Source organism: Hallella mizrahii, assembly GCF_009695775.1.
GTDB classification, from domain to species: Bacteria; Bacteroidota; Bacteroidia; order Bacteroidales; family Bacteroidaceae; genus Prevotella; species Prevotella mizrahii.
Genome location: NZ_VUNG01000002.1, coordinates 184,628 through 206,817 on the forward strand (window position 1 = coordinate 184,628; position 22,190 = coordinate 206,817).

Consider the following 22,190-nt stretch of genomic DNA (forward strand, 5'->3'; position numbering starts at 1 on the left):
CACTGTAAAACATTTATTTTCAGAGCACTTTTTTCGAGGACCTTACATAGACCCCATTATAAGTGTATCTTTCAAAAAGCACTTACCACAAGAACAACCTTCAAAAAGTTTCTATCATCGATCATCTTTTTCATTTTCTTCTTACCCCCTTCTGTGCCATTGCTTCCAGGGGATTGTCGGGCCAATAGTGCTTAGGGTATCGGCGCCGCAGCTCTTTTCTGACCTCGAAGTAAGTGTCCTGCCAAAAGCTCCGCAAGTCAGTGGTGAGCTGCACCGGTTTGAAGCCAGGGCTGAGCAGTTCCATCAGCACGGGTATCTTGCCGTTGTTGACACGCGGCGTCTCGGTAAGTCCGAAGCATTCCTGCAAGCGCACGCTGAGCACAGGCACCTCTGAGCCATTGCGATACCGGAGTTGTATCTTACTGCCCGAGGGTACCACGATATATGTTGGTGCCAGCCTGCTGACCACCTGTTGCTGCTCATACGAGAGCATGTTCCACAGAACGCTCTCCATATCTATTTTTCTCATTTCACTGACCGTAGTAATTACCTTTCCATCTTTTTCAAGATAGAAAGGCAGCCACTTTTCAGGTTGCATAAGCACAGTGTCAGTAGAGAGATCAGGAAGTCCAAGCTCGGGATGCCACTGCGCCACTAGGGCTACCCGCTCCTGCAGTGCAGCCGTCTTGTCGGTCCAACTAAGCATACTTTTCCCTTCTTTCTTAGCAGCCTCGCAGATGATATTCTCCAACAGTTTCCTTGGTACATTGCCCAAAGGCTTAGTTTTGACCACCAGCGTGCCTATTCTCATTTCTTTCTGTGCGACCACCCCACCTTGATGTGCTATCCACGTGACGTTGTCCCACCACGTGGCATAGTCGTCGAGGCTTTGACTGCTGACCGGCGCGGCAAGGAAAGCCCTTCCCCTACCTCCGTTTCCGGCATGCAGCGTAGCAATAGCCAGCCACGGAAAGCTGGTGAGCGGATCCGCTGCGTCGAGCATCACCTCCTCACCATTGGCCATGCGGTAGTTGCCGTTATGGTCCAGTGCCTTTGCTATTCTCTCGGGATAGGCGGCAGCCACCAGGGCACCAATATCCTCCCTTGCCACGTAAGCATTGCTGGGGCGTATACCTACCGTCCTGTCATACTCCGCAGCTACCTTGCCAACGCGCTTCCATCGCCCCAGCGCATTCTTTCGTCTTGCATCCTGCAGAGCCGACACGCGCAGCAACAGGTCGGAATAGACATTGCTTTCCTGAGCCATCACGTCTTTCTCCTCAAGGATAGCGGCAATGTCGCAGGCCAGCGACTTCTCCGGCAGGTTCCGCGCCTGGAGCATCATTCGAGCGATTCTCGGATGACAGGGCATGGAAGCCATCTTCCGTCCCAAAGGAGTGATCTGTCCCTCCGCATTGACAGCATGAAGCGCCCGCAGTTCTTTGACGGCTCTTACCACATTTCCCCTTGGTGGCGGTGTGAGCCAAGGGAGGCTCTCGACATCCGTCTCACCGAAAGCCGCTATCTCCAGTACCATCGGCACGAGATCGGCATCCATGATCTCGGGCTGCCGTTGCTCCTCCATACGCTGTTGTGTGGCATTGGTCCACAGTCGGAAGCAGGTACCCTTTTCCACACGCCCCGCCCTGCCCGCTCTCTGCCGTGCCATATCCTTACTGATGCGCACGGTCTCGAGATGGCTCAGGTCGTTGGTGGGGTCAAAGACGAGCTTTCTGTAGAAGCCGCAGTCTACCACGATTCTGATGCCTTCTATCGTCAGCGACGTCTCAGCGATAGGCGTAGCCAGCACCACCTTTCTCTCCCCCTGTGCGGATGGGCAGATAGCTTCGTATTGCTGTTGAGGCGGCAAATTGCCGTAGAGTTGACACACATGGGTAGCACCCAAACTGGTGCCAAGCAGTTCCGCGCATCTGACAATGTCGGCCTGTCCGGGCAGAAACGCCAGTATATCGCCCTCCTGCTCACAATGTGCCCGACCAACAGTTGCGGCAACTGCCGCAGCAATCTCACCAGGAGAAATATCTTCTTTGGCGAGCACCGTATCCACGGGATACATCCTGCCCTGACAGGAGACTTCGCGAGCGCCGAGTGCCTGACAGATGGCTGTGGCATCTATGGTGGCCGACATCACGACGATATCAAGGTCGGGTCTGAGTATGTTTCTCGTCTGTTGTGCCAGACAAAAAGCCAGATCCGACTGCAAGTTGCGCTCATGAAACTCATCGAAGATCACACAGCTCACACCTTCGAGCGTAGGGTCATCGGCCATGCGACGCGTAAGGATTCCCTCTGTGACCACCTCTATCCTTGTCTTCGACGAGATCTTCTTCTCGAAACGTATCTGATAGCCCACCGTCTGCCCCACTTCCTCGCCGAGCATCTGAGCCATGCGCAGAGCCACCTGTCTGGCAGCGAGGCGACGGGGCTCAAGCATGACTATTCTACCCTGAATGCCACGGCTGAGCATCGTCAGTGGCAGTAATGTGGACTTGCCGGCACCGGGAGGGGCGACGACCACAGCGGCATGATGCTGATTCAGCACGCCGTTGAGTTCCTCTGCTATGGTGGCAGCCGGCAACATACGGTATTTCTCAATAATATTCTTGGTTGTCATCGTCATTGACTCCATATTATATTATATATGAGCTCACTTTTTTAAAAAGTGAAATTACTGATTATCCCGATTGTACCACGACCGTTTTTTTTAACGGTAATGGCTATAGAGTTCAACTCTATAAAACATCAAGTTTTAATTCGTATATAGAAAAGATTATGGCCCTGCGACTCGTTTTAAGGCCTCAAACGAAGCTCTTCTCGTTCTTCGACTGGTTTATAATTCTTGCGTCATACAGAAAAAGTCAGCGCATGTTAATCCATACGCAACGGGCTACAACCTATAGCATGTGCTTTATTTCTCCCCGATATCGCGTTTTGTTATTCCTCGTGTGGAAGCTGTATTGGTGTTGTTCCTCGTGTGGGAGCAATATTGGAAGACTGTTGCTTCAACGTTGTTTCGTCTTTTCCTTTCCTCGAACGGGATTGAGTCGACCTCTTTGCGAACCCTGGATTTTTCTATCTATTCTTATCCCTGACAGACACCGTGCCATCGTCTGACTTCTCGTACCGCTCATGAAACACGCGGTGCAGCAAGTTTTTTTGTCTTTGCCACAATGGCCGAGTACGTTGTCGATGACGAGTCCAAGGTTGAGAAGACGGCGCCCCATGGTCTCACAGCCTGTACGGCAGACTGTCTTAGCAGTATTCTCTTCAAAGAACTCAAGAGCCTGTTGGCGTATCATCTGGTCATCTATCTTCTCAAGTTCATTGCGTGTCACCGACCCGACAAAAGTCTTCTGATGATCTCGTAGCGAGAATACCATGTGATATTGCTTGAATGGCAGAAACCATAATAAGCATCAATGGAAGGCAGCTGTCACAGAGACAGAACAAGCCAAGCGCAGCACGGAACAGAAAGTTGTAACGACAATGCTCATAAAGGCACTCGTAGCAGCAACCGTAACCCTCCTTTAGGACACACATAGCGAAGAAGATACGGATCGAAGCTTTTGTACGGTCTTTCTTTCCGTTGGCCTTACCGTCGTCAGAGGAAAGGAGACTTGAATATATTCTCGTCCACCTTGCTTGTCACCTCACGATAAAACTTGTTGTGCCACGATTTGGGATCATCGTATGGGATGCTCTCTCGCTTGTCCAACACATGGGCAGGCGAGGAAAGTTACTCGGCATGATTATTCAGATGTGTGGACAATATTACCGGTAAGAGGGAGAAGAACGGCATAAGGCCGCTCCTACGCCAAAGTAAAAGAAAGAGACGGAAAGCATGTTTCGATGCTTCCCGCCCCTGTGTAAAAGTCTCCTGAGAGCGTCAGGAGAGGATGAATCGTTTAAGCGTTGATCTCTTTGAGCTGCTCAGCAACCTCGTCCTTGATGCGCTGTGCAAACTCAGTCATTGGCATGGTAGCCTGCTCGCCACCACCCTGCTTACGCATGCTCACGAGCTTGTCGGCAGCCTCTTTCTCGCCTACGACGATCATGTAAGGCACACGTTTGAGCTCGTTGTCGCGGATTTTACGGCCGATCTTCTCGTTGCGGTCGTCGATGTAAGCGCGCACGTCTTGCGTATCGAAGTAGCTCTTGACCTCCTTGGCGTAGTCGTTGTACTTCTCAGAGATCGGCAGGATAGCCACCTGATCGGGCGTAAGCCACAGAGGGAAGTGCCCGGCAGTGTGCTCGATGAGCACAGCAGTGAAGCGCTCGAGTGAGCCGAAAGGAGCACGGTGGATCATCACCGGTGTCTTTTTGGAGTTGTCCTCTGCAGTGTATTCCAGCTTAAAGCGCTCCGGCAGGTTGTAGTCAACCTGGATCGTACCCAACTGCCATTTGCGGCCGATGGCATCCTTGACCATAAAGTCGAGCTTAGGACCATAGAAGGCAGCCTCGCCGGTCTCCTCATGAGCGTTGAGTCCCTTCTCCTTGCACGCCTGGCGAATAGCGTCCTCGCTCTCCTGCCAGATCTCGTCAGAGCCGATATACTTCTCGGTGTCCTTGGGATCGCGCAGAGAGATCTGTGCATCGTAGTTGTCGAAGCCGAAGATGCGGAAGACCTTGAGGATGATGTCGATGATAGTCTCGAACTCAGCCTTCACCTGGTCGGGGCGCACGAAGATATGTGCATCGTCCTGTGTGAAGGTACGCACACGTGTGAGTCCGTGGAGCTCACCACTCTTCTCATAGCGGAAGACAGTACCGAACTCAGCGATGCGGAGCGGCAGGTCTTTGTAAGAGCGTGGCTTGCGTGCGTAGACCTCACAGTGATGAGGGCAGTTCATTGGCTTGAGCATGTACTCCTCGTCCTCCTCCGGCGTGTGGATAGGCTGGAAGGCATCCTTGCCGTAGTGGGCGTAGTGTCCCGAGGTGACATAGAGGTTTTTCGAGCCGATGCCCGGAGTGATGACCTCCTGATAGTTGTAAGGCTTGAGCACGCTACGAAGCAGCTCCTGCAGGCGCAGACGCAGCTGTGTGCCCTTAGGCAGCCAGATGGGCAGTCCCTTGCCGACGCGGTCGGAGAACATGAAGAGTTCCATTTCCTTGCCGATCTTGCGGTGGTCACGCTTCTTGGCCTCTTCAAGCATGACGAGATACTCGTCGAGCATCTTCTTCTTGGGGAAGGTGATGCCGTAGATACGTGTCATCTGCTCGCGCTTGGCATCGCCGCGCCAGAAAGCACCTGCTACGCTGGTGATCTTGATAGCTTTGATGGCACCCGTGCTCATCAAGTGCGGACCACGGCAGAGGTCTGTGAAGTTGCCTTGGGTGTATGTAGTGATGGTACCGTCAGCGAGATCCTGCTGAATGTGCTCCACCTTATATTTCTGTCCGTCAGCCTCAAACTCCTTGATGGCGTCGGCTTTGGATACCTCACGTCGTACGACGGGCTCGTTTTTCTTGGCAAGTTCCTTCATCTTCTCCTCGATCTTGGAGAAGTCGTTTTCGGAGATCATCTTGCCCTCAGGGGGCATGACATCATAGAAGAAGCCGTTCTCGATAGCAGGGCCAAAGCCGAACTGTATGCCGGGGTAGAGCTCCTGCAGTGCCTCGGCGAGCAGATGGGCAGAAGTGTGCCAGAAGGTGTGCTTGCCCTCTTCGTCGTCGAACTTGTAAAGAGCGATGGTTGCGTCCTCGTTGATAGGACGGTTCAACTCGGTTGTCTCACCATTGATCCCGCAAGATACAACGTCGCGGGCGAGAGCCGGTGAGATACTCTCTGCGATTTGAAGTCCAGTGACGCCCTGCTCGTACTCACGCACAGAACCGTCAGGGAATGTGATTTTAACCATAATACAAATTAGTTTTGTTTAAATCACCGCAAAAGTACTACTTATTTTTTGATTGGCGCAATATTTTGGGTATTTTTATCCCAAAAATCAATATTTGCAATTGTACGGCGAATCGTTTCCCCAACTCTTTTAATCTAACTCATACTAAATATCTTTTAATCTAACTCATACTAAATATCTGACAGCTATTTTTGCTTATTGATCAGCCCTAGTGGCTTGTAATAAAGATAGAGTACAACGCAACAGGCAGAAACAGACGTTGTGTGTAACCGACCAATATAGCTAAAAAGGGATTCAGCAAATACGCCGAATCTCTTTTTATTAGATAACTCCCATCATGTGGAACAGATAAGCAACAAAGTATCCGACAATCGTTGCCGTGGAGACATGGATGAGACCCGGAATCATAAAAGAGTGGTTGAAGAGATATTTGCCGATGACCGTAGTGCCCGACCGGTCGAAGTTGACTGTTGCTATGTCGGAAGGATAGTTGGGAATGAAGAAATAGCCATAGACCGAAGGCAGCACACCCAAGAGCACCCAACCTTCGATGCCGAGAGAATAGGCCAGCGGAAGCATGGAGACCACGACAGCACCCTGGCTGTTGATGAGTACAGAGGCGAGAAAAAAAACAATGGCGATGGTCCATGGGTAAGCTGTGACCAAATCGCTGAGCATAGCCTGTATCTCGGGGGTATAGTTGTCAAAATAGGTGTTGACCATCCAAGCGATGCCATAGATAGCCACGACAGCCACCATACCACTCTGCCATACAGTACCACTGACGGCAAGCTTGAGTTTAGCCTTGCAGAAGATGGCCATCAGAGCTGCGGCGGCTATCATCGTGATTTGGATGACAATAACCATCGTGATTGGCTCCGACACCTTCTCGGTAACTCCAGCAACCACCACGCCAGCCTTAGCCAATTGCTTGGCCGATTCCGTCACGCCATTAGCCAAGGTGATCTGCTCCGCTCCTCCACTGACCACCTGTACCTGATCGAAACTGGGCAGGAGGTTGATGTCCATCATAGACGTGATAGAGAACATCACAATGATACCTAAAGCTACGAGGAAGATGTAAACCGCGCGCTTGCTTTCGGGCTCGATTTTCTTATCGAGCACAGTAGCGCTCTTGCCGTAGATGTACTCGCGCTGCATGGGATTTTTCAGTCTTTCCAGAAACAAAGGATCCTTGTCCAGGTCAACTCCCCGGTGCCAACTATAGGCTACGGCCATAAGGATCCCACAGATACAAGCTGGCATGGTGACCATGATAATATGTATATTGCTCACATGATAGCCGTTTTCAGCCGAGATGGCAGAGAAGGCCACCACAGCAGCGGCAATCGGCGAGCAGGTGATACCGATTTGTGAGGCAATGCTGGCAATACTGCAAGGACGCTCTGGACGTATGCCTTCCTTCAGGGCTATGTCGCTGATGATTGGCATGATCGTGTAGACGACATGTCCGGTCCCCACAAGCACGGTAAGGAAAAACGTAGTGAAAGGTGCCAACAGTGTGATGCGGTCGGGGTGCTTGCGAAGTATTTTCTCTGCTATCTGTATCATCCAATCCATGCCGCCCGAGGCTTGCAACATACTGCCACAGGTCACTGCGGCTATGATAACATAGATCACATCTGTAGGGGGCGCACTCGGTTTGAGATGAAAGCCGAATACCAAAATGGCCAAGCCCATGCCGGAGATGGCTCCAAGGGCAAGACCTCCATAGCGGGCACCTATCCACAGCGCCACGAGCACCACAAGGAGCTCTACAAACATGAGAACAGACATAATAGTGAAGGTTTTATAATTGTCTTTTTTAGTGTTTAAAATTGATGTGACAAAGATAAACTTTTTATTCGAAAAAAGCAACATCCGCGAAGATCTTTTTCAGGATTCCTATCAAATTTCACTTTACCTTTTCTTGTTTACCTATTATCTTAGATCCTTTGACCTTGAATACAGCAATCTCTACGATGTGATCTGCAAATATAGAAAAAACGATATTTGCAAGTACAAAAACAAAATCGCTAATGCATATATAAAAGGAGATACGCTTTCATCATATTTCCGGGACAGATCTATATGGACTTAAAAAGACATCAAAATCGCACACCTATTATATATAGGTATTATAACTATCCCTTTTAATGTGGTCCTTCTTTGGCCAAGCCAAATTTTCAAACGCACGCATTGTTGCAGCCTCATCGAGTTTGACGAGGACATTGCCCAAACCAAATATGATATTCTCGTAATTCTTCACCGATGCTTATCTATATTTTGCTGTTTCTTTAAGCCTACTTTTCAGACTTTAACGTCGCTAAGTTAATCAAAATTCTGCGTATGACAAAGCGAGTTGAATACACAAACTCATGGGATAAAAAATTGGATACCATTCTCCACTTTACAAGCTGACATTGTCGCTATTCTTGTTTTTTTTCGTATCTTTGCGGAAAATAATCAAGGATGAAACAGCAAATAGAGATTCTTGGCAAGAGCTGCACAGTTTATCAGCGAGGTGACGTACCGCAGATGCTTCTTTTGCAGCTTGTCGACGAGCACGATCGTGAGGAATTGGACACAGAGATGGAATGGATCGTCAGTCATAGCACTGTGGATTTTCGTTTCATTGCCGTCCATGTCGACCGATGGTTTGACGAGTTGGCTCCCTGGCCAGCGCCACCCGTTTTTGGCAAGACTCCTTTCGGCAATGGTGCCACTAAGACCCTCGACAGCCTCCGACAGATTGCCGGTGAGGAACAACAGCGTATGGCTGCATCTGTAGAGACTCCGATAAAGGTTATCATTGGCGGTTATTCCTTGGCAGGACTCTTCGCTCTGTGGGCTGGCTATCAGTCAGACCAACCCTTCGATGCAGTCGTTGCCGCCTCTCCTTCGGTGTGGTATCAAGATTGGCTCGACTATGCCGCCACTCATCAGCCTCAGTCCGATGCTTTCTATCTCAGCCTCGGTGACCGCGAGGAGCGTTCGCGCACGCCTATTCTGACAACCATCGCCACGGCCATCCGCCGTCAGCAACAATTGTTGGAACAGGCTCATATTGTCAACGTCCTTGAATGGAATCCTGGAAATCACTTCCAAGACAATGGACAACGGACGGCCAAAGGATTTGTCTGGGCAATGAAAAACTTGCTTCATCACTAATGGCATTATCGATGGATAAAAACTATCATTTCAACTTTATTTCTTACCTCAGCAATGAGCACAAAGAACTCTAACAACGAGGTTCTGAAAGATGCGCGGCAGGTCACCGAACGGCTGCTCGCTCTACGCGATGACAGCCAGCGCGAGATACTCATGCGTTTCTTCAAGACTGGACCGGGAGAATATGGCGAAGGCGACGAGTTTTTGGGCATCAAGGTACCTGTGACCCGCAGCGTGGTGAAGATAGTGGACAAGCACCTGCCGCTTGTAGAAACAGAACAATTATTGCTATCTCCTTGGCATGAGGTTCGGCTCTGTGCACTGCTGATATTAGTGGGTCAATTCTGCCGCTTTGCCAACCGCAACAGCCAGGAAGCCATGGAGGAGCGCGATGCGATCGTCAACTTCTATCTCTGTCATGCCGACCAAATCAACAACTGGGACCTTGTCGATGCCTCGGCGCCGAAGATCATTGGACAATGGCTGATGTGCCCTACCAATTTGGGACAACAGCGCAACATCGTTGACGCTTTAGCTCACAGCAGTCATCTATGGCGGCAGCGCATCAGTATGGTTTGTACCCTCACACCTACACAACAGGGCGACCCCTCGTGGTGTCTGCACTATGCCGAAATCCATCTCCATGCTACTCAAGACCTCATGCAGAAGGCTGTAGGCTGGATGCTCCGTGAGATGGGCAAACACGTCAGCATGGATCTCTTACGCAATTTCCTCAATCAACATGTCCACGAGATGCCGCGAACCATGCTCCGCTATGCCATAGAAAAATTTGACGAGGCAGAACGGCATGATTTCATGACAAGATAATGTAGAAAGCAAAAGGTAGGACAGAGTGCCCGCCTACAAACAATGTCTTGAAAAATGACAAATATCACCCCTCATTTTGCGATTCTTTTCGAGGAAGCAGACACTCGCCCATGATTTTTCGATTTTTGAGCAATTTTAGCTAACTGTCAATCTATCAATCACTTACCCTTTTCCTCGTCTTTGTATTTCTTCAGTACTATTGATTTTTCCATAAAAAATAGGCTTTTATCACTATCATCTCAGTTGTTTCTAGTCATCATCTCAGTTGTTTTATCAGGTCATCTCAATTGTTTTATCAGGTCATCTCAGTTAGATGACAATCAAAATTTCACTTTTGCCTGCTTTCAGCACCTTTTTCCCTCAAAAAACACTTGGTTGTTTCTCTATAATGCAAGTTAAGAATAGCGGTCTTTTGTCAATACTTTTTCAAGCACTATACGGCTCGGCTACGCTTTCTACAAAGCAACACTGTAGCCCAACACCATACGCATTCTGTGTGTCACACATCACCAATGAGTATTGCCTTCTCCCCTTTGCAAAGACACAAATACAGGAGAAAACAGCCTTACAAACCAAGTATTTTTGTTTCGTCCTCATCTTTTTCTGCCAAAATTGCAGTATTCTCAAATAAAATGCGTAATTTTGTCAACCCATGAATACTACAGAACTGCAAAGAATCAAACAGCGCTACAACATCGTAGGCAACAGCGATGATCTGAACCACGCCCTCGACGTGGCCCTGCAAGTAGCCCCCACCGACCTCAGTGTGCTGATCGTCGGCGAGAGCGGCGTGGGCAAGGAAATCATCCCACGCGTCATACACGACAACTCTCCCCGGCGCCGTGAGAGGTACTTCGCCATCAACTGCGGTTCCATACCCGAAGGCACCATCGACAGTGAGCTCTTCGGTCACGAAAAAGGTGCATACACCGGAGCCGTCGGAGAAAGCGAGGGATACTTCGGTGTCGCCAACAAAGGCACCATCTTCCTCGACGAAGTCGGCGAGTTGCCCATGGCCACACAGGCACGACTGCTCAGAGTGCTCGAGACTGGAGAGTATATCCGCGTCGGCGGACAGGAAATCAGAAAGACCGACGTGCGCATCGTCGCTGCCACAAACGTCAACATGCGCAAGGCCATCTCAGAAGGACGCTTCCGCGAAGACCTTTTCTACCGACTCAACACCATCCCCATACAGATGCCGCCTCTGCGCGAACGGGGCAACGACATACTGCTGCTCTTCCGCCTCTTCGCCATGCAGATGGCCGACAAATACCATCTGCCGAAGATCACTCTCACCGACAACGCCAAGCAACTCATGCTCCACTACAAATGGCCCGGTAACGTCAGACAACTCAAAAACATCACCGAGCAGATGTCGGTGCTCAGCGAAAAACGCGAAATCGATGCCGAACAGCTCAAGCACTTCATACCCGACGACCCTGAGAGCACAGAGCTCGCCACCATCAGCCAGTCCGGACAACACTCCTACGAGAGCGAGCGCGAGGCTCTCTACAAAATACTCTACGAGCTCCGAGGAAGCGTCGCAAACCTCAGACAAGACCTCAACTCGATGAGAAAACAACTCGACGAGGCACACGAGCTCAATAATATGAGCACTTACCGCAACCAGTATCTCGACACTCCTGCCTCTGCCATGCCTGCACTCACGCCTGCCGGACATCCTCTGGCTGGATATGACGGTATCTCGCCCACACAAGAAGCCGAAGCAGAAGAAATCAAGGCTGAGCCCGAAAGCCTCAACCTCAATGATCTCGGACGGCAGATGGTCGAGAAAGCACTTGAAAGAAACAACGGCAACAGAAAGAAAGCAGCCCAGGAACTGGGCATCTCCGACCGCACACTCTATAGAAGAATCAAACAGTATGGTCTCGATAAAAAAGAATATTAAAGTCTTCCGGCACGCGCTGATCGCCATGACACTGGTGATCTCCACCATCGCGCTGATGACCGCATGCAAGGTGAGCCTGAAATTCAACGGTGCCAGCATCGACTACACCAAGACCAAGACCATCCGCATCGCCGACTTCCCCATACGCTCCAGCTATGTATGGGGACCCATGGGGCCGATGTTCAACAATCAGCTCAAAGACGTCTTCGCCAACCATACCCACCTGCAACAGGTCAAGCGCGGCGGCGACCTCGTCATCGAAGGCGAGATCACGCAGTACAGCCAGCGCAACAAATCCGTCTCCAGCGAGGGATACTCCGCACAGACCGAACTCTCCATGACCGTCAACGTGCGCTTCACCAACAACGCCAACCACAGTCAGGACTTCGAAAAACAGTTTACCTCCACCAAGAGCTACGAGACCACGCAAAGTCTCTCCAGCGTTCAGCAGGAACTCGTGCAGCAGATGTGCGAGGATCTCACCGACCAAATCTTCAACGCCACCGTCGCCAACTGGTAACCATCATGGACATAGCGCAATACATACAACATCCTGAGCTCCTCGACCGCGAGACCGTCTACGATCTCCGCAGCCTGCTCGCGCTCTATCCCTATTACCAGAATGCGCGACTGCTGTTGCTGCGCAACCTCTACCTGCTCCACGATCCCTCGTTCAACGACGAACTCCGACAGGCCGCCATCTATATCACAGACCGAAAAGTAATCTTCAACCTCGTTGAAGCCGCACACTACCAAGTCAAAACCGCTAAGCAGGAAAACAGACAGGCTCACAGCCAGGGCAAGGCTGAAAACAAGGGCGACCGCACCATCTCGCTCATCAACAACTTCCTCGACACCATACCCGAGGAAGAAAAAGAAAAGGAAAAGCCCAAGAAAAACAAACGCAAGCCTACTCCTGCTGACGCCGCCGTCGACTACGTCGCCTATCTGCTGGAGACCGAAGAAGACGATGATCAGGAAACGCCACAGGAGAAGCCTCAGCTAAGGGGACACGATTTGATCGATAATTTCATCAATAATGACAAGGGAAAAATAAAATTAAAGGATACGCCCGAGTATCTTCCCAAAATAGAAGAAGACGGAAGCAAAGACAGCAATAAAGAGGATAAAAGCTATTTCACCGAGACTTTAGCCAAGATTTACATCAAGCAGGGTCGATATGAGAAAGCTTTGGAAATTATTCAGCAATTAAATTTGAATTATCCAAAAAAAAATGCTTACTTTGTAGATCAAATACGCTTCTTAGAAAAGTTGATATTAAATAATAAAAATAATAAGTAAAAGTTTATGTACACGTTTTTCGTTATTCTCATCGTTGTGGCATCACTGCTGATGATTGGCATTGTACTCATACAAGAGTCCAAGGGCGGTGGTCTGTCCAGCAACTTCTCCTCGACCAACTCCATCATGGGTGTGCGCAAGACCACAGACTTTGTGGAGAAGGCCACATGGGGCTTGGCTGCCTTCATGGTGGTCATCAGCATCGTCTGCGCTTACACAGCACCGCAGAGCACCGCCGATCAGAGCGTGCTCGAAAAAGCTGCTACTGAGAGCCAAGCTACCAACCCCACCAACACGCAAGGTTTCCAGGCTGGCCAGCAGGCTCCCGCTCAGGGTGCTGCCAAAGGCACTACCGCTCCCGCTCAGGGTGCTCAGAATGCCCCCGCAACACCTGCTGCTCCGGCAAAATAACAGAAAAATGCAAAAAAGTAAGGGATAAATTTGGTGGTTTCAAAAAAATCCCTTACCTTTGCACTCGCTTTTGAGAAACATCCTCGTCACCAATTATTGCTGACTCGGATCTCTCACAAAGCCTTACATGGTGGGCGTAGTTCAGTTGGTTAGAGCGTCAGATTGTGGTTCTGAATGTCGTGGGTTCGAGTCCCACCCCCCACCCCTCAAAAATCCCCGTAGTCCAAGCGACTGCGGGGATTTGTCGTTTATATCGAGCCTACCCTCTCTATCGATACCAAGAAAGAAACCCGCCTTTTTTATATATAATATTTGGAGGCTACCATATTTATTATTATCTTTGCGCATAGGAAACAAGACAAGCCATGGTAACACAGAAAGAGACTCGAGAGAAAGAACGCTCCAGCAGGGAAAGCCTCGGGAAGTTCTTCTATGACCTTGCAAAGGCCACTTTCACGATTATGGTGCTCACGAATTCCATAGCATTATTCATATCGACTAACTATGTATTAGCTGGTATATTCATTGCGGTAGGATTGACTTCCACGGCAGTACTTGCAAGAATAGGTTATTCAATAATTAAAAAGTAAGAACTATGATAATAATGATTATGACATATGGTGCCATTGCCCTTTGCGGCCTCGGCATTCTGCTTTGGTTCCGTACCAAAAGCGGGAAGAAGTGGCTATCTGATCTATAAAGTTAGCGCTTTAAGAAACGTACGTTCTGCGTTACCCGTTCGGTTTGCCACGACTGTGCCGTGGTCCTTGTTCCGCCCTCTATTGCCCGTCAGAAACAGCAAATCCCTGCCGCTCCTAAGGAACAGCAGGGATTTGCTATTTATCTATCATAGGCCTGTCTCAGTCCGCCTTTGCCACATACTTGCGCTTCCCGCTAAACTCCGTGAAATCTACACGGATGATGTTCACACGGTGGAATGATTTCTCACTATACTTATACCCGATCTCCTTGAAGTCCGGCGACAGCTTGTCCACCAACAAATGCAGTGCCCGCATCATCTCTTCTTCGGAAAGATGTATATGAGCCTCACCACGCAGAATAACGCTCTCATACTCTGTGGTGAAGTTGCGTGGCAGCAGATGCACACGTCCAATGATGCAGAACGACACCAGAGGATGATGCTCCAAAGCTTGCAACTTATGCCCCTCCGGAGCACAGTGGATGTAGATGGAGTGGTCGCCGTCCCACACATAGTTCAGTGGTACGCCATACCCCGATCCGTCGACATCCTGCATCGACAGCACACCATATTCACTCTCCCGCAAGAGCTCCAAAGCCCTCTCCTCGTCCATCAGCCTATCCTGGCGACGGACAGTGTCGTTGACATACTTCATTTCTTCTTATCCTTTAATCATGGTGATGATCATCTTGAAGGGTTTCTCTGCCTTGACAGCATGACGCGCTCCGGCAGGTATCACCAGAGCCTCTCCCGTTTGGAGATGCAGTGTCTCGTCCTCCAGCACAAACGTCATCTCACCGTCGATCACCTGAATGAGCGCGTCAAACGGTGCCTGATGTTCGCTCAGCCCCTGTCCCTTGTCAAATGAGAACACGGTGATGCTTCCTGCTTCATTGTGTTCCAGCTCACGGCTGACCACACTGCCCTCGGCATAGTCTACCAGCGCCTTGGGCTCGAAAACCTTTCCTTTTACAAACGTTGCCATAAAAGTAATATTATAATGTATAATGTAAAAAGTATAATGTATAAATAATTGAGGAAAATGAAAAATGAATAAATAACAGCGCAGAAAGGAAGATGCCCTTCACGCCATTATTTATTCATCATCATTTATACATTACGCATTAATCATTGTCTTGATATCCTCGTCTACGGTAGAGATGGTACCGAGACCAAAGCTGTCCTGAAGCACTTTCAGCACACCGGGAGAGACAAAGGCGGGAAGCGTAGGACCAATGTGGATATTCTTCACGCCAAGGCTCAACAGAGCGAGAAGCACGATGACAGCCTTCTGCTCGTACCAGGCAATGTTGAAAGCAATCGGCAGATCATTGACATCAGCAGCACCGAAAATCTCCTTGAGCTTCAAGGCCACCACAGCCCATGAGTAACTGTCGTTGCACTGTCCGGCATCGAGCACACGGGGAATGCCATTGATATCGCCAAGGTTAAGCTTGTTGTATTTATACTTAGCACAGCCAGAGGTGAGGATCACCACATCCTTAGGCAAAGCCTGGGCGAAGTCAGCATAATAGTTACGGCTCTTCATACGGCCGTCGCAACCACTCATCACCACAAACTTGCGGATAGCGCCACTCTTGACAGCCTCTACGATCTTGTCAGCAAGGGCAAAGACCTGATCGTGAGCGAAGCCACCGACAATCTCGCCATGCTCAATCTCCTCTGGAGCCTGGCACTGGCGTGCCATCTCGATAACCTCAGAGAAGTCCTTATGGCCGTCGGGGCGGGTAGCGATATGCTTCCATCCCGGGAAGCCCGTAGAATTGGCCGTGAACACACGCCCGGCATAGTTGGCCTTCGGTGACGGCGGTACGATACAGTTGGTGGTGAAGACGATAGGACCGTTGAAGTGGGCAAACTCTTCTTTCTGCTTCCACCAAGCATTACCATAGTTACCTACGAGGTGCTTGTATTTCTTCAACTCAGGATAGTAGTGCGCCGGCAACATCTCGCCGTGGGTATAGACATCGATACCCGTACCCTCGGTCTGCTCCAAGAGGTCTGCAATATCGTGGAGGTCGTGACCACTGATGAGAATACCCGGACGCTTGCCTACGCCAATGTTCACCTTCGTGATCTCAGGTTTACCATAAGCTCCCGTATTTGCCTTGTCGAGCAGTGCCATCACGTCAACACCATATTTACCTGTGGTGAGAAGCAGTTGCAGCAGACTGTCGGCAGTAGCGTCGGGATTGGTGATACCTGCCAAAGCCTCAGCCATGAAGCCGGCGATAGCCTCTTCGCGCTGTCCCAGGCGTGCGGCATGCTCATAGTAAGCAGCCATACCCTTAAGTCCAAGCATAATGGTCTCCTTGAGTGAGCGGATGTCTTCGTTGGCAGTACGCAATACGGTCTCGCGGTCGCCCTCAGCCTCATAGTCGCTCTTCTCGCCACCCCACTCCACTTCGTGATAGTTAGGCAGTACCACTCCGAGCTCAGCAGCCTTGGCCAGCAACTGTTTCTTCAGTGCGATGCCCTTGTCGACTTTCTGCAACAGTGCGCAGTCGTCAAAGTTGGCATTGGTGATGGTGGCAAAGAGTGCATCCACGATGAAGTCATCCACAGTGGTGTCGTCACTCTGTCCCTGCTGCAGCAGTGCGTGATAGATGGTACCTACACCACGTGTCACACTCAGCAACAAGTCCATCCAACGGCTTGTCTCAGGTTTCTTACCACATACGCCACTCACAGTACATCCTGTACCTTTGGCAGTCTCTTGACATTGATAGCAAAACATCATATTTTTCTTCTGATTATAAGTTTTATTTATTGTCTAATGATTGGTTACAAATTCTGTCCGTCGAAGCGCGACGCTTCCATCTCGATGGCCTTGGGGAAGATGATGTCATTCTCGACATGGGTGTGCTCCTTGAGGTTCTCACGGAACTCGCTGAGTTGGCGCATCAGCTCCTTATAGTCTTCCGACGCGTCGGCCGGAGCCTGGTAGTCGTTGAGCAGTGTGGCGATGCGTTCATGCCGCTGCAACTCGGCATCGTGGTCTGACATCATCACGTTGATGGGGTTGCGCACCGTGCCGCAGTGCATCGGAGCAATGGGCTGTCCGCGGCGCACGGCATCGTAGAGATCGAGGATATAAGGAAAGAGCACCCGTTCCTCCTTCATCAGATGGGTGTCGAGATCAGAGAGCGACTGGCTGAAGAGTTGCTCCACCTCGTCGAGAACGAGATTCTCCATCATCACCTTATTAATAAGGCTCAGCGTGCCAGGACCTTTCTCCCTCACCCTACGGTGATGCACTTTGAGCACATAGTCCACGAGGAGGTCCAATGGCCACTCGCTGAAATTAAATCTGCTTGTATTCTCCATCTTGTTCTGCCTAATTATATATTGACGGGTGCAAAGTTAGAAAGATAGAAAAGAAGCACCGGTAACAATTGTTACCTCAGCGTATTAATATGAGTTAAAGATGGGGAAAAGTGTCATCGCTACAAAAAGATGATTAAACTTTCAAAAGCCGGCTACGTCATATTACTGACTTCGCACAACAAACGAAATCGTTCCCTATTCAGAATAGAATATTCAAAATCAGATATGAAGAAAGCATTACTTCTCGCCTTGCTATCGATAATGGCGATAGCATCAGCGACGGCACAACAAAAGATTAGCGGTACACTGATCGACCGCGACTCGAAAGAGCCAGTGCCTATGGTCACCGTTCAGCTGCTCAAGGCCGACTCGGCGTTTGTCTCCGGCTCGGTAAGCAACGACAGCGGTAAGTTTGTCATTCAGACGCCGGCTCCCGGCAAATACTTGCTGAAGATCTCGAGCATAGGCTATGTCACCACCATCAAGCGTCTGCAGATGGAGGCAGAGCATGATATTGCCCTTGGCAACATCATCATCCACTCCGACGCTGTGATGCTCAAAGAGGCACAGGTGACGGCACAAGCTCTGAAGGTGACACTCAAGGAGGACACCTTTGTATATAACAGTGCTGCCTACCGCACGCCAGAAGGTTCTACCATCGAGGAACTCGTCAAGCGATTGCCCGGCGCACAGGTGAGCGACGACGGCAAGATCACTATCAACGGCAAAGAAGTGAAAAAGATCATGCTCGACGGTAAGGAGTTCATGACCGGTGACACCAAGACGGCCATGAAGAATATCCCTACCAGCATCATCGACAAGGTGAAGGCTTATGACCAGAAAAGTGACCTGGCACGTGTCACCGGTATCGACGATGGCGACGAGCAAACTGTGCTCGACTTCGGCACGAAAGCTGGAATGGGCAACGGGACCATGGCCAACGTCGATCTCGGCGTAGGGACAAAAGACCGGTATGCCGAAAGACTTTTCGGTGGATGGTTTAACAAGGAGGCTCGCGTCTTTGTCATGGGTAACGCCAACAATGTCAACGACATGGGATTCGGTGGACGTGGCGGATTCGGCAGAAACCGCAACGGACTCAACGCTTCGAAAATGGGAGGCGCGAATGTCAACTATGAGAAGAAAAACGTTGTTAAAGTCGATGGCAGCGTCAGATGGAACCACAGCGACGGCGATGTCTACTCCAAGAACTCCAGCGAGAACTTCGTCAGCAAGTCAGCTTCCTTCTCCAACAGCCTCAACCAAAGCTACTCGCGCTCCAATAGTTGGAATGGACAGGCACGCATCGAGTGGACGCCCGACACGATGACCAACATCTTGTTCCGGCCCACAGCCAGCTACTCCACCAGCGACGGACTGGGCAACAACAACTCGGCATCCTTCAACGACGATCCTTATAAATATGTGGTGGATCCGCTCACGGAGGAAGGTTTGAAGACTCTCGACGAGAATGGACAACTCGTCAACAGCCGAAGCAACACATCCATGAGCTATTCCCGCAGCAAGAGCCTCGGTGCCGAACTGCAATACAACCGTCGACTCAACAGCCGAGGACGAAACATCACGCTGCGTGCCGACGCCAACTACTCCGACAACGACAGCAAGAATCTATCCACCAGCAACGTACATCTCTATCAGATTCAAAACGCCCTGGGACAGGACTCTACCTATCAGACCAACCGCTACAGCCTCACGCCGACAAAGAACTACGGCTACACCTTGCAGGCTACATACAGCGAGCCGCTGTGGCGCGGTACCTTCCTGCAACTGCGCTACCGCTTTAAATACAGCTACAGCAAGAGCGACCGCTCTACTTACGACTTCTCTAATCTCGGTGAGGACTTCTTCTCGGGCATCTACCCAGCCTACCGCTCTTGGGGCAACTATCTTGACCGTCTCGCCAACCCTTACACCGATTACCTCGACACTAATCTGAGCCGCTACTCGGAATATAAGAACTATACACATATCGTGGAGCTCATGCTGCGCATGATACGCACCAAATGGCAACTCAATGCCGGTGTGATGGCACAGCCACAGAAGTCGCACTATATCCAAGACTACCAGGGCATCAGCGTCGACACCACACGCAATGTCTTCAACGTCTCGCCGACCTTCGACTTCCGCTACCGCTTCAGCAAGGTCAGTAATCTGCGCGTCAACTACCGCGCCAACACGTCACAGCCCAGCATCTCGCAGCTCCTCGACATCACTGACGACTCTGACCCGCTCAACATTCAGAAAGGTAACCCGGGACTGAAACCGTCGTTCACACAAAATTTCCGATTCTTCTACAACAACTACTGGGAGAAGACACAGCGCGCTATGATGGCACACCTGGGATTCTCCACCACCAACAACTCCATCAGTTCAAAGGTGACCTACGACGAGAAAACAGGTGGACGCACCACACGACCGGAAAACATCAACGGACAATGGAACATGAACGGTGCCTTTATGTTCAACACACCGCTTGACTCGGCTGGTATCTGGAATATCAACACATTCACCAACATGAGCTATGCCAACAACGTAGGCTACGTAACGCTCAACAGCACGTCAGATTCACAGAAGAGCACAACCAAGGACCTCTCCCTTTGGGAGCGTCTCTCGGGCAGCTACCGCAACAGTTGGCTGGAGGTGGAACTCGACGGCCAGCTCTCCTATCGCCACTCTCGCAATGAGCTTCAGTCCACCGCCAACCTCGATACGTGGCAGTTTGCCTATGGTGCCAATGTCAACTTCATACTGCCTTGGGGCATGTCACTCGCTACCGATCTCCACGAGAACAGCCGTAGAGGCTACAGCGATCCTTCGCTCAACACCAACGAGCTGGTATGGAATGCGCAACTCTCACAGAGCTTCCTGCGTGGCAAGCCCCTCACAGTGATGTTGCAGTTCTACGACATTCTCCACAACCAAAGCAATCTCTCACGCACTATCTCGGCTATGCAGAGCAGCAACACGGAGTATAACAGCATCAACAGCTACGTGATGCTCCACGTCAACTATCGTCTCAATCTCTTTGGCGGCAAAGGCATGGGGCCCGGTGACGGCCGTCGTGGTCCCGGCATGGGTCCCGGTCGTGGAGGACGCCCGCCAATGGGTGGCTTTGGTGGTGGCAGACCTCCACGTGGCGGTGGCTTCGGCGGATTCTAAAACACTATAGAATAAAGCATGATAGTGCAAGGTATGAAAGCACGAAAGCATAAAAGCACAAAAAAAGGGAACTCTTCACTGAGTTCCCTTTTTTTGTTGTATGTAAGGAAGCTGCTCTTGACAACCCCATATATAATAAGGTGTATCCGCAGTCTCCTATATAAATAAGGTGTATCCCTATAGTGCTTTCACTGCCTTAGCCAATTTCTCCAATGCCTGTCGGATATAGTCTCGCGGTGAGCCGACATTGAGCCGCATGAAGCCCTCACCACCGGGACCGAACATCTCGCCGTCGTTGAGAGCTAAATGAGCTTTGTCAATGAAGAGATCGAGCAGTGCTTCATGGCTTAGATGCAGTTCACGGCAGTCAAGCCATACCAGGAAGGATGCTTGTGGGCGCAACGGACGAATGCCCGGAATATGCTCCCGGCAATAGTTTTCCACAAAGCGAATGTTTTCCTCGACATAAGCCAGCATCTCCCGACGCCACTCTTCTCCCTTTCGGAAGGCAGCTATCGTGGCGATATGGGCAAAGATATGCGCCTCATCCAATTCGTTGGCCTTGAGCCAGCCAAAGAAGCGGTCACGCAATTCTTTGTTGGGCACGATGGCATGACTGGTGATAATACCTGCTATATTGAAAGTCTTGGTAGGCGACTGAAATGTGATGCTGATGTTTGCGGCTTTTTCCGACACGCTGGCAAAAGGTATATGGCGATGCCCAAAGAGTGCCATGTCGCAATGAATCTCGTCCGAGATGACCAGCAGGTGATGATCATAGCAGAAGTCCGCCAGGCGGGTAAGCGTCTCACGTGTCCAGCAGATGCCACCCGGATTGTGAGGATTACAGAGTATCAGCAACCGGCACTTGTCGTCGCAGACACGTTCCAATCCCTCGAAATCCATGTCGTAGTAGCCGTCCTCCCGTCTGATGAGCGGATTCCACACCACTTCCCGGTGATTGCCACGGGGCGTGAGGAAGAAAGGATGATAGACCGGCGGCATGACGATCACCTTCTCATCGGGCTTGAGAAAAATGTTGCAGACCAGTCCGATACCCTTGACGATGCCGGGGATAAAAGACAGCCACTCCCGCTTGATGTCCCACTGATGATGGGAGAGCACCCAGTCATGGATGGCCGGGAAGTAATCTTCCGGCTCTACCGTGTAGCCAAGGATGGGATGCTCCAAACGATGACGCAAAGCATCGAGGATCTCCGGGCAGACAGCAAAATCCATATCAGCCACCCACAGTGGTTGCAAGTCGTCGCGTCCCCAGCGTGGTTTCAGTGCCTCGTGCATCAGGTCACCCGAACCACGGCGCTCAATGACAGTATTGAAATCGTATTGCATAACTAAGAGTTGAGAGGTGAGAGTTGAAAGTGGAGAGTTGAAAGGTGAGAGTTGAAAGGTGAGAGTTGAAAGTTGAAAGGTGAGAGTTGAAAGGTGAGAGTTGAAA

The 22,190-nt window shown here is 50.5% G+C and carries 17 protein-coding genes and 1 tRNA gene; 10 read left to right on the forward strand and 8 right to left on the reverse strand.

All coding sequences use genetic code 11. The features are described 5' to 3' along the window. Positions 1 to 130: 130 nt before the first annotated feature. The gene (hrpB, locus tag FYJ73_RS01730) at positions 131 to 2,635 is read right to left on the reverse strand and encodes an ATP-dependent helicase HrpB (protein ID WP_235899180.1); all 2,505 of its coding nucleotides are present in this window, start codon (positions 2,633 to 2,635) and stop codon (positions 131 to 133) included. 556 nt (positions 2,636 to 3,191) lie between these two features. Here hrpB and FYJ73_RS01735 point away from each other — a divergent pair. After that, positions 3,192 to 3,389, forward strand: coding sequence for a hypothetical protein (locus tag FYJ73_RS01735; RefSeq protein ID WP_154532977.1), 198 nt, complete (start codon positions 3,192 to 3,194; stop codon positions 3,387 to 3,389). A gap of 537 nt (positions 3,390 to 3,926) precedes the next feature. Here the strand turns inward: FYJ73_RS01735 and thrS are convergent. Together thrS and FYJ73_RS01745 are read right to left on the reverse strand one after the other, a co-directional pair. Then, positions 3,927 to 5,879: a threonine--tRNA ligase gene (gene thrS / locus FYJ73_RS01740; protein ID WP_154532978.1), complete on the reverse strand. Its 1,953-nt coding sequence runs from the start codon at positions 5,877 to 5,879 to the stop codon at positions 3,927 to 3,929. Positions 5,880 to 6,200: 321 nt separating this feature from the next. Next, on the reverse strand, positions 6,201 to 7,676 hold the full coding sequence (locus FYJ73_RS01745) for an anaerobic C4-dicarboxylate transporter (protein ID WP_154532979.1): 1,476 nt from the start codon (positions 7,674 to 7,676) through the stop codon (positions 6,201 to 6,203). A gap of 675 nt (positions 7,677 to 8,351) precedes the next feature. Here FYJ73_RS01745 and FYJ73_RS01750 point away from each other — a divergent pair. From FYJ73_RS01750 to FYJ73_RS01785, 8 genes are all read left to right on the forward strand, one after another. Beyond that, entirely contained in the window at positions 8,352 to 9,050 is a 699-nt protein-coding gene (locus FYJ73_RS01750) for an alpha/beta hydrolase-fold protein (RefSeq protein ID WP_154532980.1), read from the forward strand. Positions 9,051 to 9,104: 54 nt separating this feature from the next. Beyond that, positions 9,105 to 9,878: a DNA alkylation repair protein gene (locus FYJ73_RS01755; protein ID WP_154532981.1), complete on the forward strand. Its 774-nt coding sequence runs from the start codon at positions 9,105 to 9,107 to the stop codon at positions 9,876 to 9,878. Between the two features lie 652 nt (positions 9,879 to 10,530). Then, positions 10,531 to 11,790 (forward strand): sigma-54 interaction domain-containing protein, encoded by a 1,260-nt coding sequence (locus FYJ73_RS01760; protein ID WP_154532982.1) that lies wholly within the window; start codon positions 10,531 to 10,533, stop codon positions 11,788 to 11,790. Between the two features lie 25 nt (positions 11,791 to 11,815). Next, positions 11,816 to 12,310, forward strand: a complete 495-nt coding sequence (locus FYJ73_RS01765; RefSeq protein ID WP_154533019.1) for an LptE family protein — start codon at positions 11,816 to 11,818, stop codon at positions 12,308 to 12,310. 5 nt (positions 12,311 to 12,315) lie between these two features. Further along, a complete protein-coding gene (locus FYJ73_RS01770; RefSeq protein WP_154532983.1) occupies positions 12,316 to 13,092 on the forward strand; it encodes a tetratricopeptide repeat protein in 777 nt (258 codons plus the stop codon). A 6-nt stretch (positions 13,093 to 13,098) separates the two neighbouring features. Continuing rightward, positions 13,099 to 13,503 carry a preprotein translocase subunit SecG gene (secG, locus tag FYJ73_RS01775; RefSeq protein ID WP_154532984.1) on the forward strand — a complete coding sequence of 135 codons (405 nt, stop codon included), beginning with the start codon at positions 13,099 to 13,101 and terminating at the stop codon, positions 13,501 to 13,503. 129 nt (positions 13,504 to 13,632) lie between these two features. Continuing rightward, positions 13,633 to 13,708, forward strand: a tRNA-His gene (locus FYJ73_RS01780). A gap of 160 nt (positions 13,709 to 13,868) precedes the next feature. Then, entirely contained in the window at positions 13,869 to 14,093 is a 225-nt protein-coding gene (locus FYJ73_RS01785; protein ID WP_154532985.1) for a DUF6722 family protein, read from the forward strand. A 270-nt stretch (positions 14,094 to 14,363) separates the two neighbouring features. On the opposite strand, the gene FYJ73_RS01790 is transcribed toward FYJ73_RS01785, so the two are convergent. The 4 genes from FYJ73_RS01790 to FYJ73_RS01805 all read right to left on the reverse strand — a co-directional run bounded on the left by FYJ73_RS01790 (position 14,364) and on the right by FYJ73_RS01805 (position 17,551). After that, positions 14,364 to 14,858, reverse strand: a complete 495-nt coding sequence (locus FYJ73_RS01790) for a pyridoxamine 5'-phosphate oxidase family protein (protein WP_154532986.1) — start codon at positions 14,856 to 14,858, stop codon at positions 14,364 to 14,366. 6 nt (positions 14,859 to 14,864) lie between these two features. Then, positions 14,865 to 15,188 (reverse strand): cupin domain-containing protein, encoded by a 324-nt coding sequence (locus FYJ73_RS01795; protein WP_154532987.1) that lies wholly within the window; start codon positions 15,186 to 15,188, stop codon positions 14,865 to 14,867. Between the two features lie 132 nt (positions 15,189 to 15,320). Then, the gene (gene hcp / locus FYJ73_RS01800) at positions 15,321 to 16,961 is read right to left on the reverse strand and encodes a hydroxylamine reductase (protein WP_154533020.1); all 1,641 of its coding nucleotides are present in this window, start codon (positions 16,959 to 16,961) and stop codon (positions 15,321 to 15,323) included. 47 nt (positions 16,962 to 17,008) lie between these two features. Continuing rightward, positions 17,009 to 17,551, reverse strand: coding sequence for a hemerythrin domain-containing protein (locus FYJ73_RS01805; RefSeq protein ID WP_154532988.1), 543 nt, complete (start codon positions 17,549 to 17,551; stop codon positions 17,009 to 17,011). Positions 17,552 to 17,776: 225 nt separating this feature from the next. Here FYJ73_RS01805 and FYJ73_RS01810 point away from each other — a divergent pair, with 225 nt between their 5' ends. Beyond that, entirely contained in the window at positions 17,777 to 20,731 is a 2,955-nt protein-coding gene (locus tag FYJ73_RS01810; protein WP_154532989.1) for an outer membrane beta-barrel protein, read from the forward strand. A gap of 177 nt (positions 20,732 to 20,908) precedes the next feature. Here the strand turns inward: FYJ73_RS01810 and FYJ73_RS01815 are convergent, their stop codons facing one another. Beyond that, on the reverse strand, positions 20,909 to 22,084 hold the full coding sequence (locus FYJ73_RS01815; RefSeq protein WP_154532990.1) for a MalY/PatB family protein: 1,176 nt from the start codon (positions 22,082 to 22,084) through the stop codon (positions 20,909 to 20,911). Between the last annotated feature and the right edge of the window lie 106 nt (positions 22,085 to 22,190).

Excerpts from the sequence above, each read along its gene's own strand:
- hrpB (WP_235899180.1), bottom strand. The coding sequence starts at position 2,635 with ATGACAACCAAGAATATTATTGAGAAATACCGTATGTTGCCGGCTGCC.
- FYJ73_RS01735 (WP_154532977.1), top strand. The coding sequence starts at position 3,192 with ATGGCCGAGTACGTTGTCGATGACGAGTCCAAGGTTGAGAAGACGGCG.
- thrS (WP_154532978.1), bottom strand. The coding sequence starts at position 5,879 with ATGGTTAAAATCACATTCCCTGACGGTTCTGTGCGTGAGTACGAGCAG.
- FYJ73_RS01745 (WP_154532979.1), bottom strand. The coding sequence starts at position 7,676 with ATGTCTGTTCTCATGTTTGTAGAGCTCCTTGTGGTGCTCGTGGCGCTG.
- FYJ73_RS01750 (WP_154532980.1), top strand. The coding sequence starts at position 8,352 with ATGAAACAGCAAATAGAGATTCTTGGCAAGAGCTGCACAGTTTATCAG.
- FYJ73_RS01755 (WP_154532981.1), top strand. The coding sequence starts at position 9,105 with ATGAGCACAAAGAACTCTAACAACGAGGTTCTGAAAGATGCGCGGCAG.
- FYJ73_RS01760 (WP_154532982.1), top strand. The coding sequence starts at position 10,531 with ATGAATACTACAGAACTGCAAAGAATCAAACAGCGCTACAACATCGTA.
- FYJ73_RS01765 (WP_154533019.1), top strand. The coding sequence starts at position 11,816 with ATGACACTGGTGATCTCCACCATCGCGCTGATGACCGCATGCAAGGTG.
- FYJ73_RS01770 (WP_154532983.1), top strand. The coding sequence starts at position 12,316 with ATGGACATAGCGCAATACATACAACATCCTGAGCTCCTCGACCGCGAG.
- secG (WP_154532984.1), top strand. The coding sequence starts at position 13,099 with ATGTACACGTTTTTCGTTATTCTCATCGTTGTGGCATCACTGCTGATG.
- FYJ73_RS01785 (WP_154532985.1), top strand. The coding sequence starts at position 13,869 with ATGGTAACACAGAAAGAGACTCGAGAGAAAGAACGCTCCAGCAGGGAA.
- FYJ73_RS01790 (WP_154532986.1), bottom strand. The coding sequence starts at position 14,858 with ATGAAGTATGTCAACGACACTGTCCGTCGCCAGGATAGGCTGATGGAC.
- FYJ73_RS01795 (WP_154532987.1), bottom strand. The coding sequence starts at position 15,188 with ATGGCAACGTTTGTAAAAGGAAAGGTTTTCGAGCCCAAGGCGCTGGTA.
- hcp (WP_154533020.1), bottom strand. The coding sequence starts at position 16,961 with ATGTTTTGCTATCAATGTCAAGAGACTGCCAAAGGTACAGGATGTACT.
- FYJ73_RS01805 (WP_154532988.1), bottom strand. The coding sequence starts at position 17,551 with ATGGAGAATACAAGCAGATTTAATTTCAGCGAGTGGCCATTGGACCTC.
- FYJ73_RS01810 (WP_154532989.1), top strand. The coding sequence starts at position 17,777 with ATGAAGAAAGCATTACTTCTCGCCTTGCTATCGATAATGGCGATAGCA.
- FYJ73_RS01815 (WP_154532990.1), bottom strand. The coding sequence starts at position 22,084 with ATGCAATACGATTTCAATACTGTCATTGAGCGCCGTGGTTCGGGTGAC.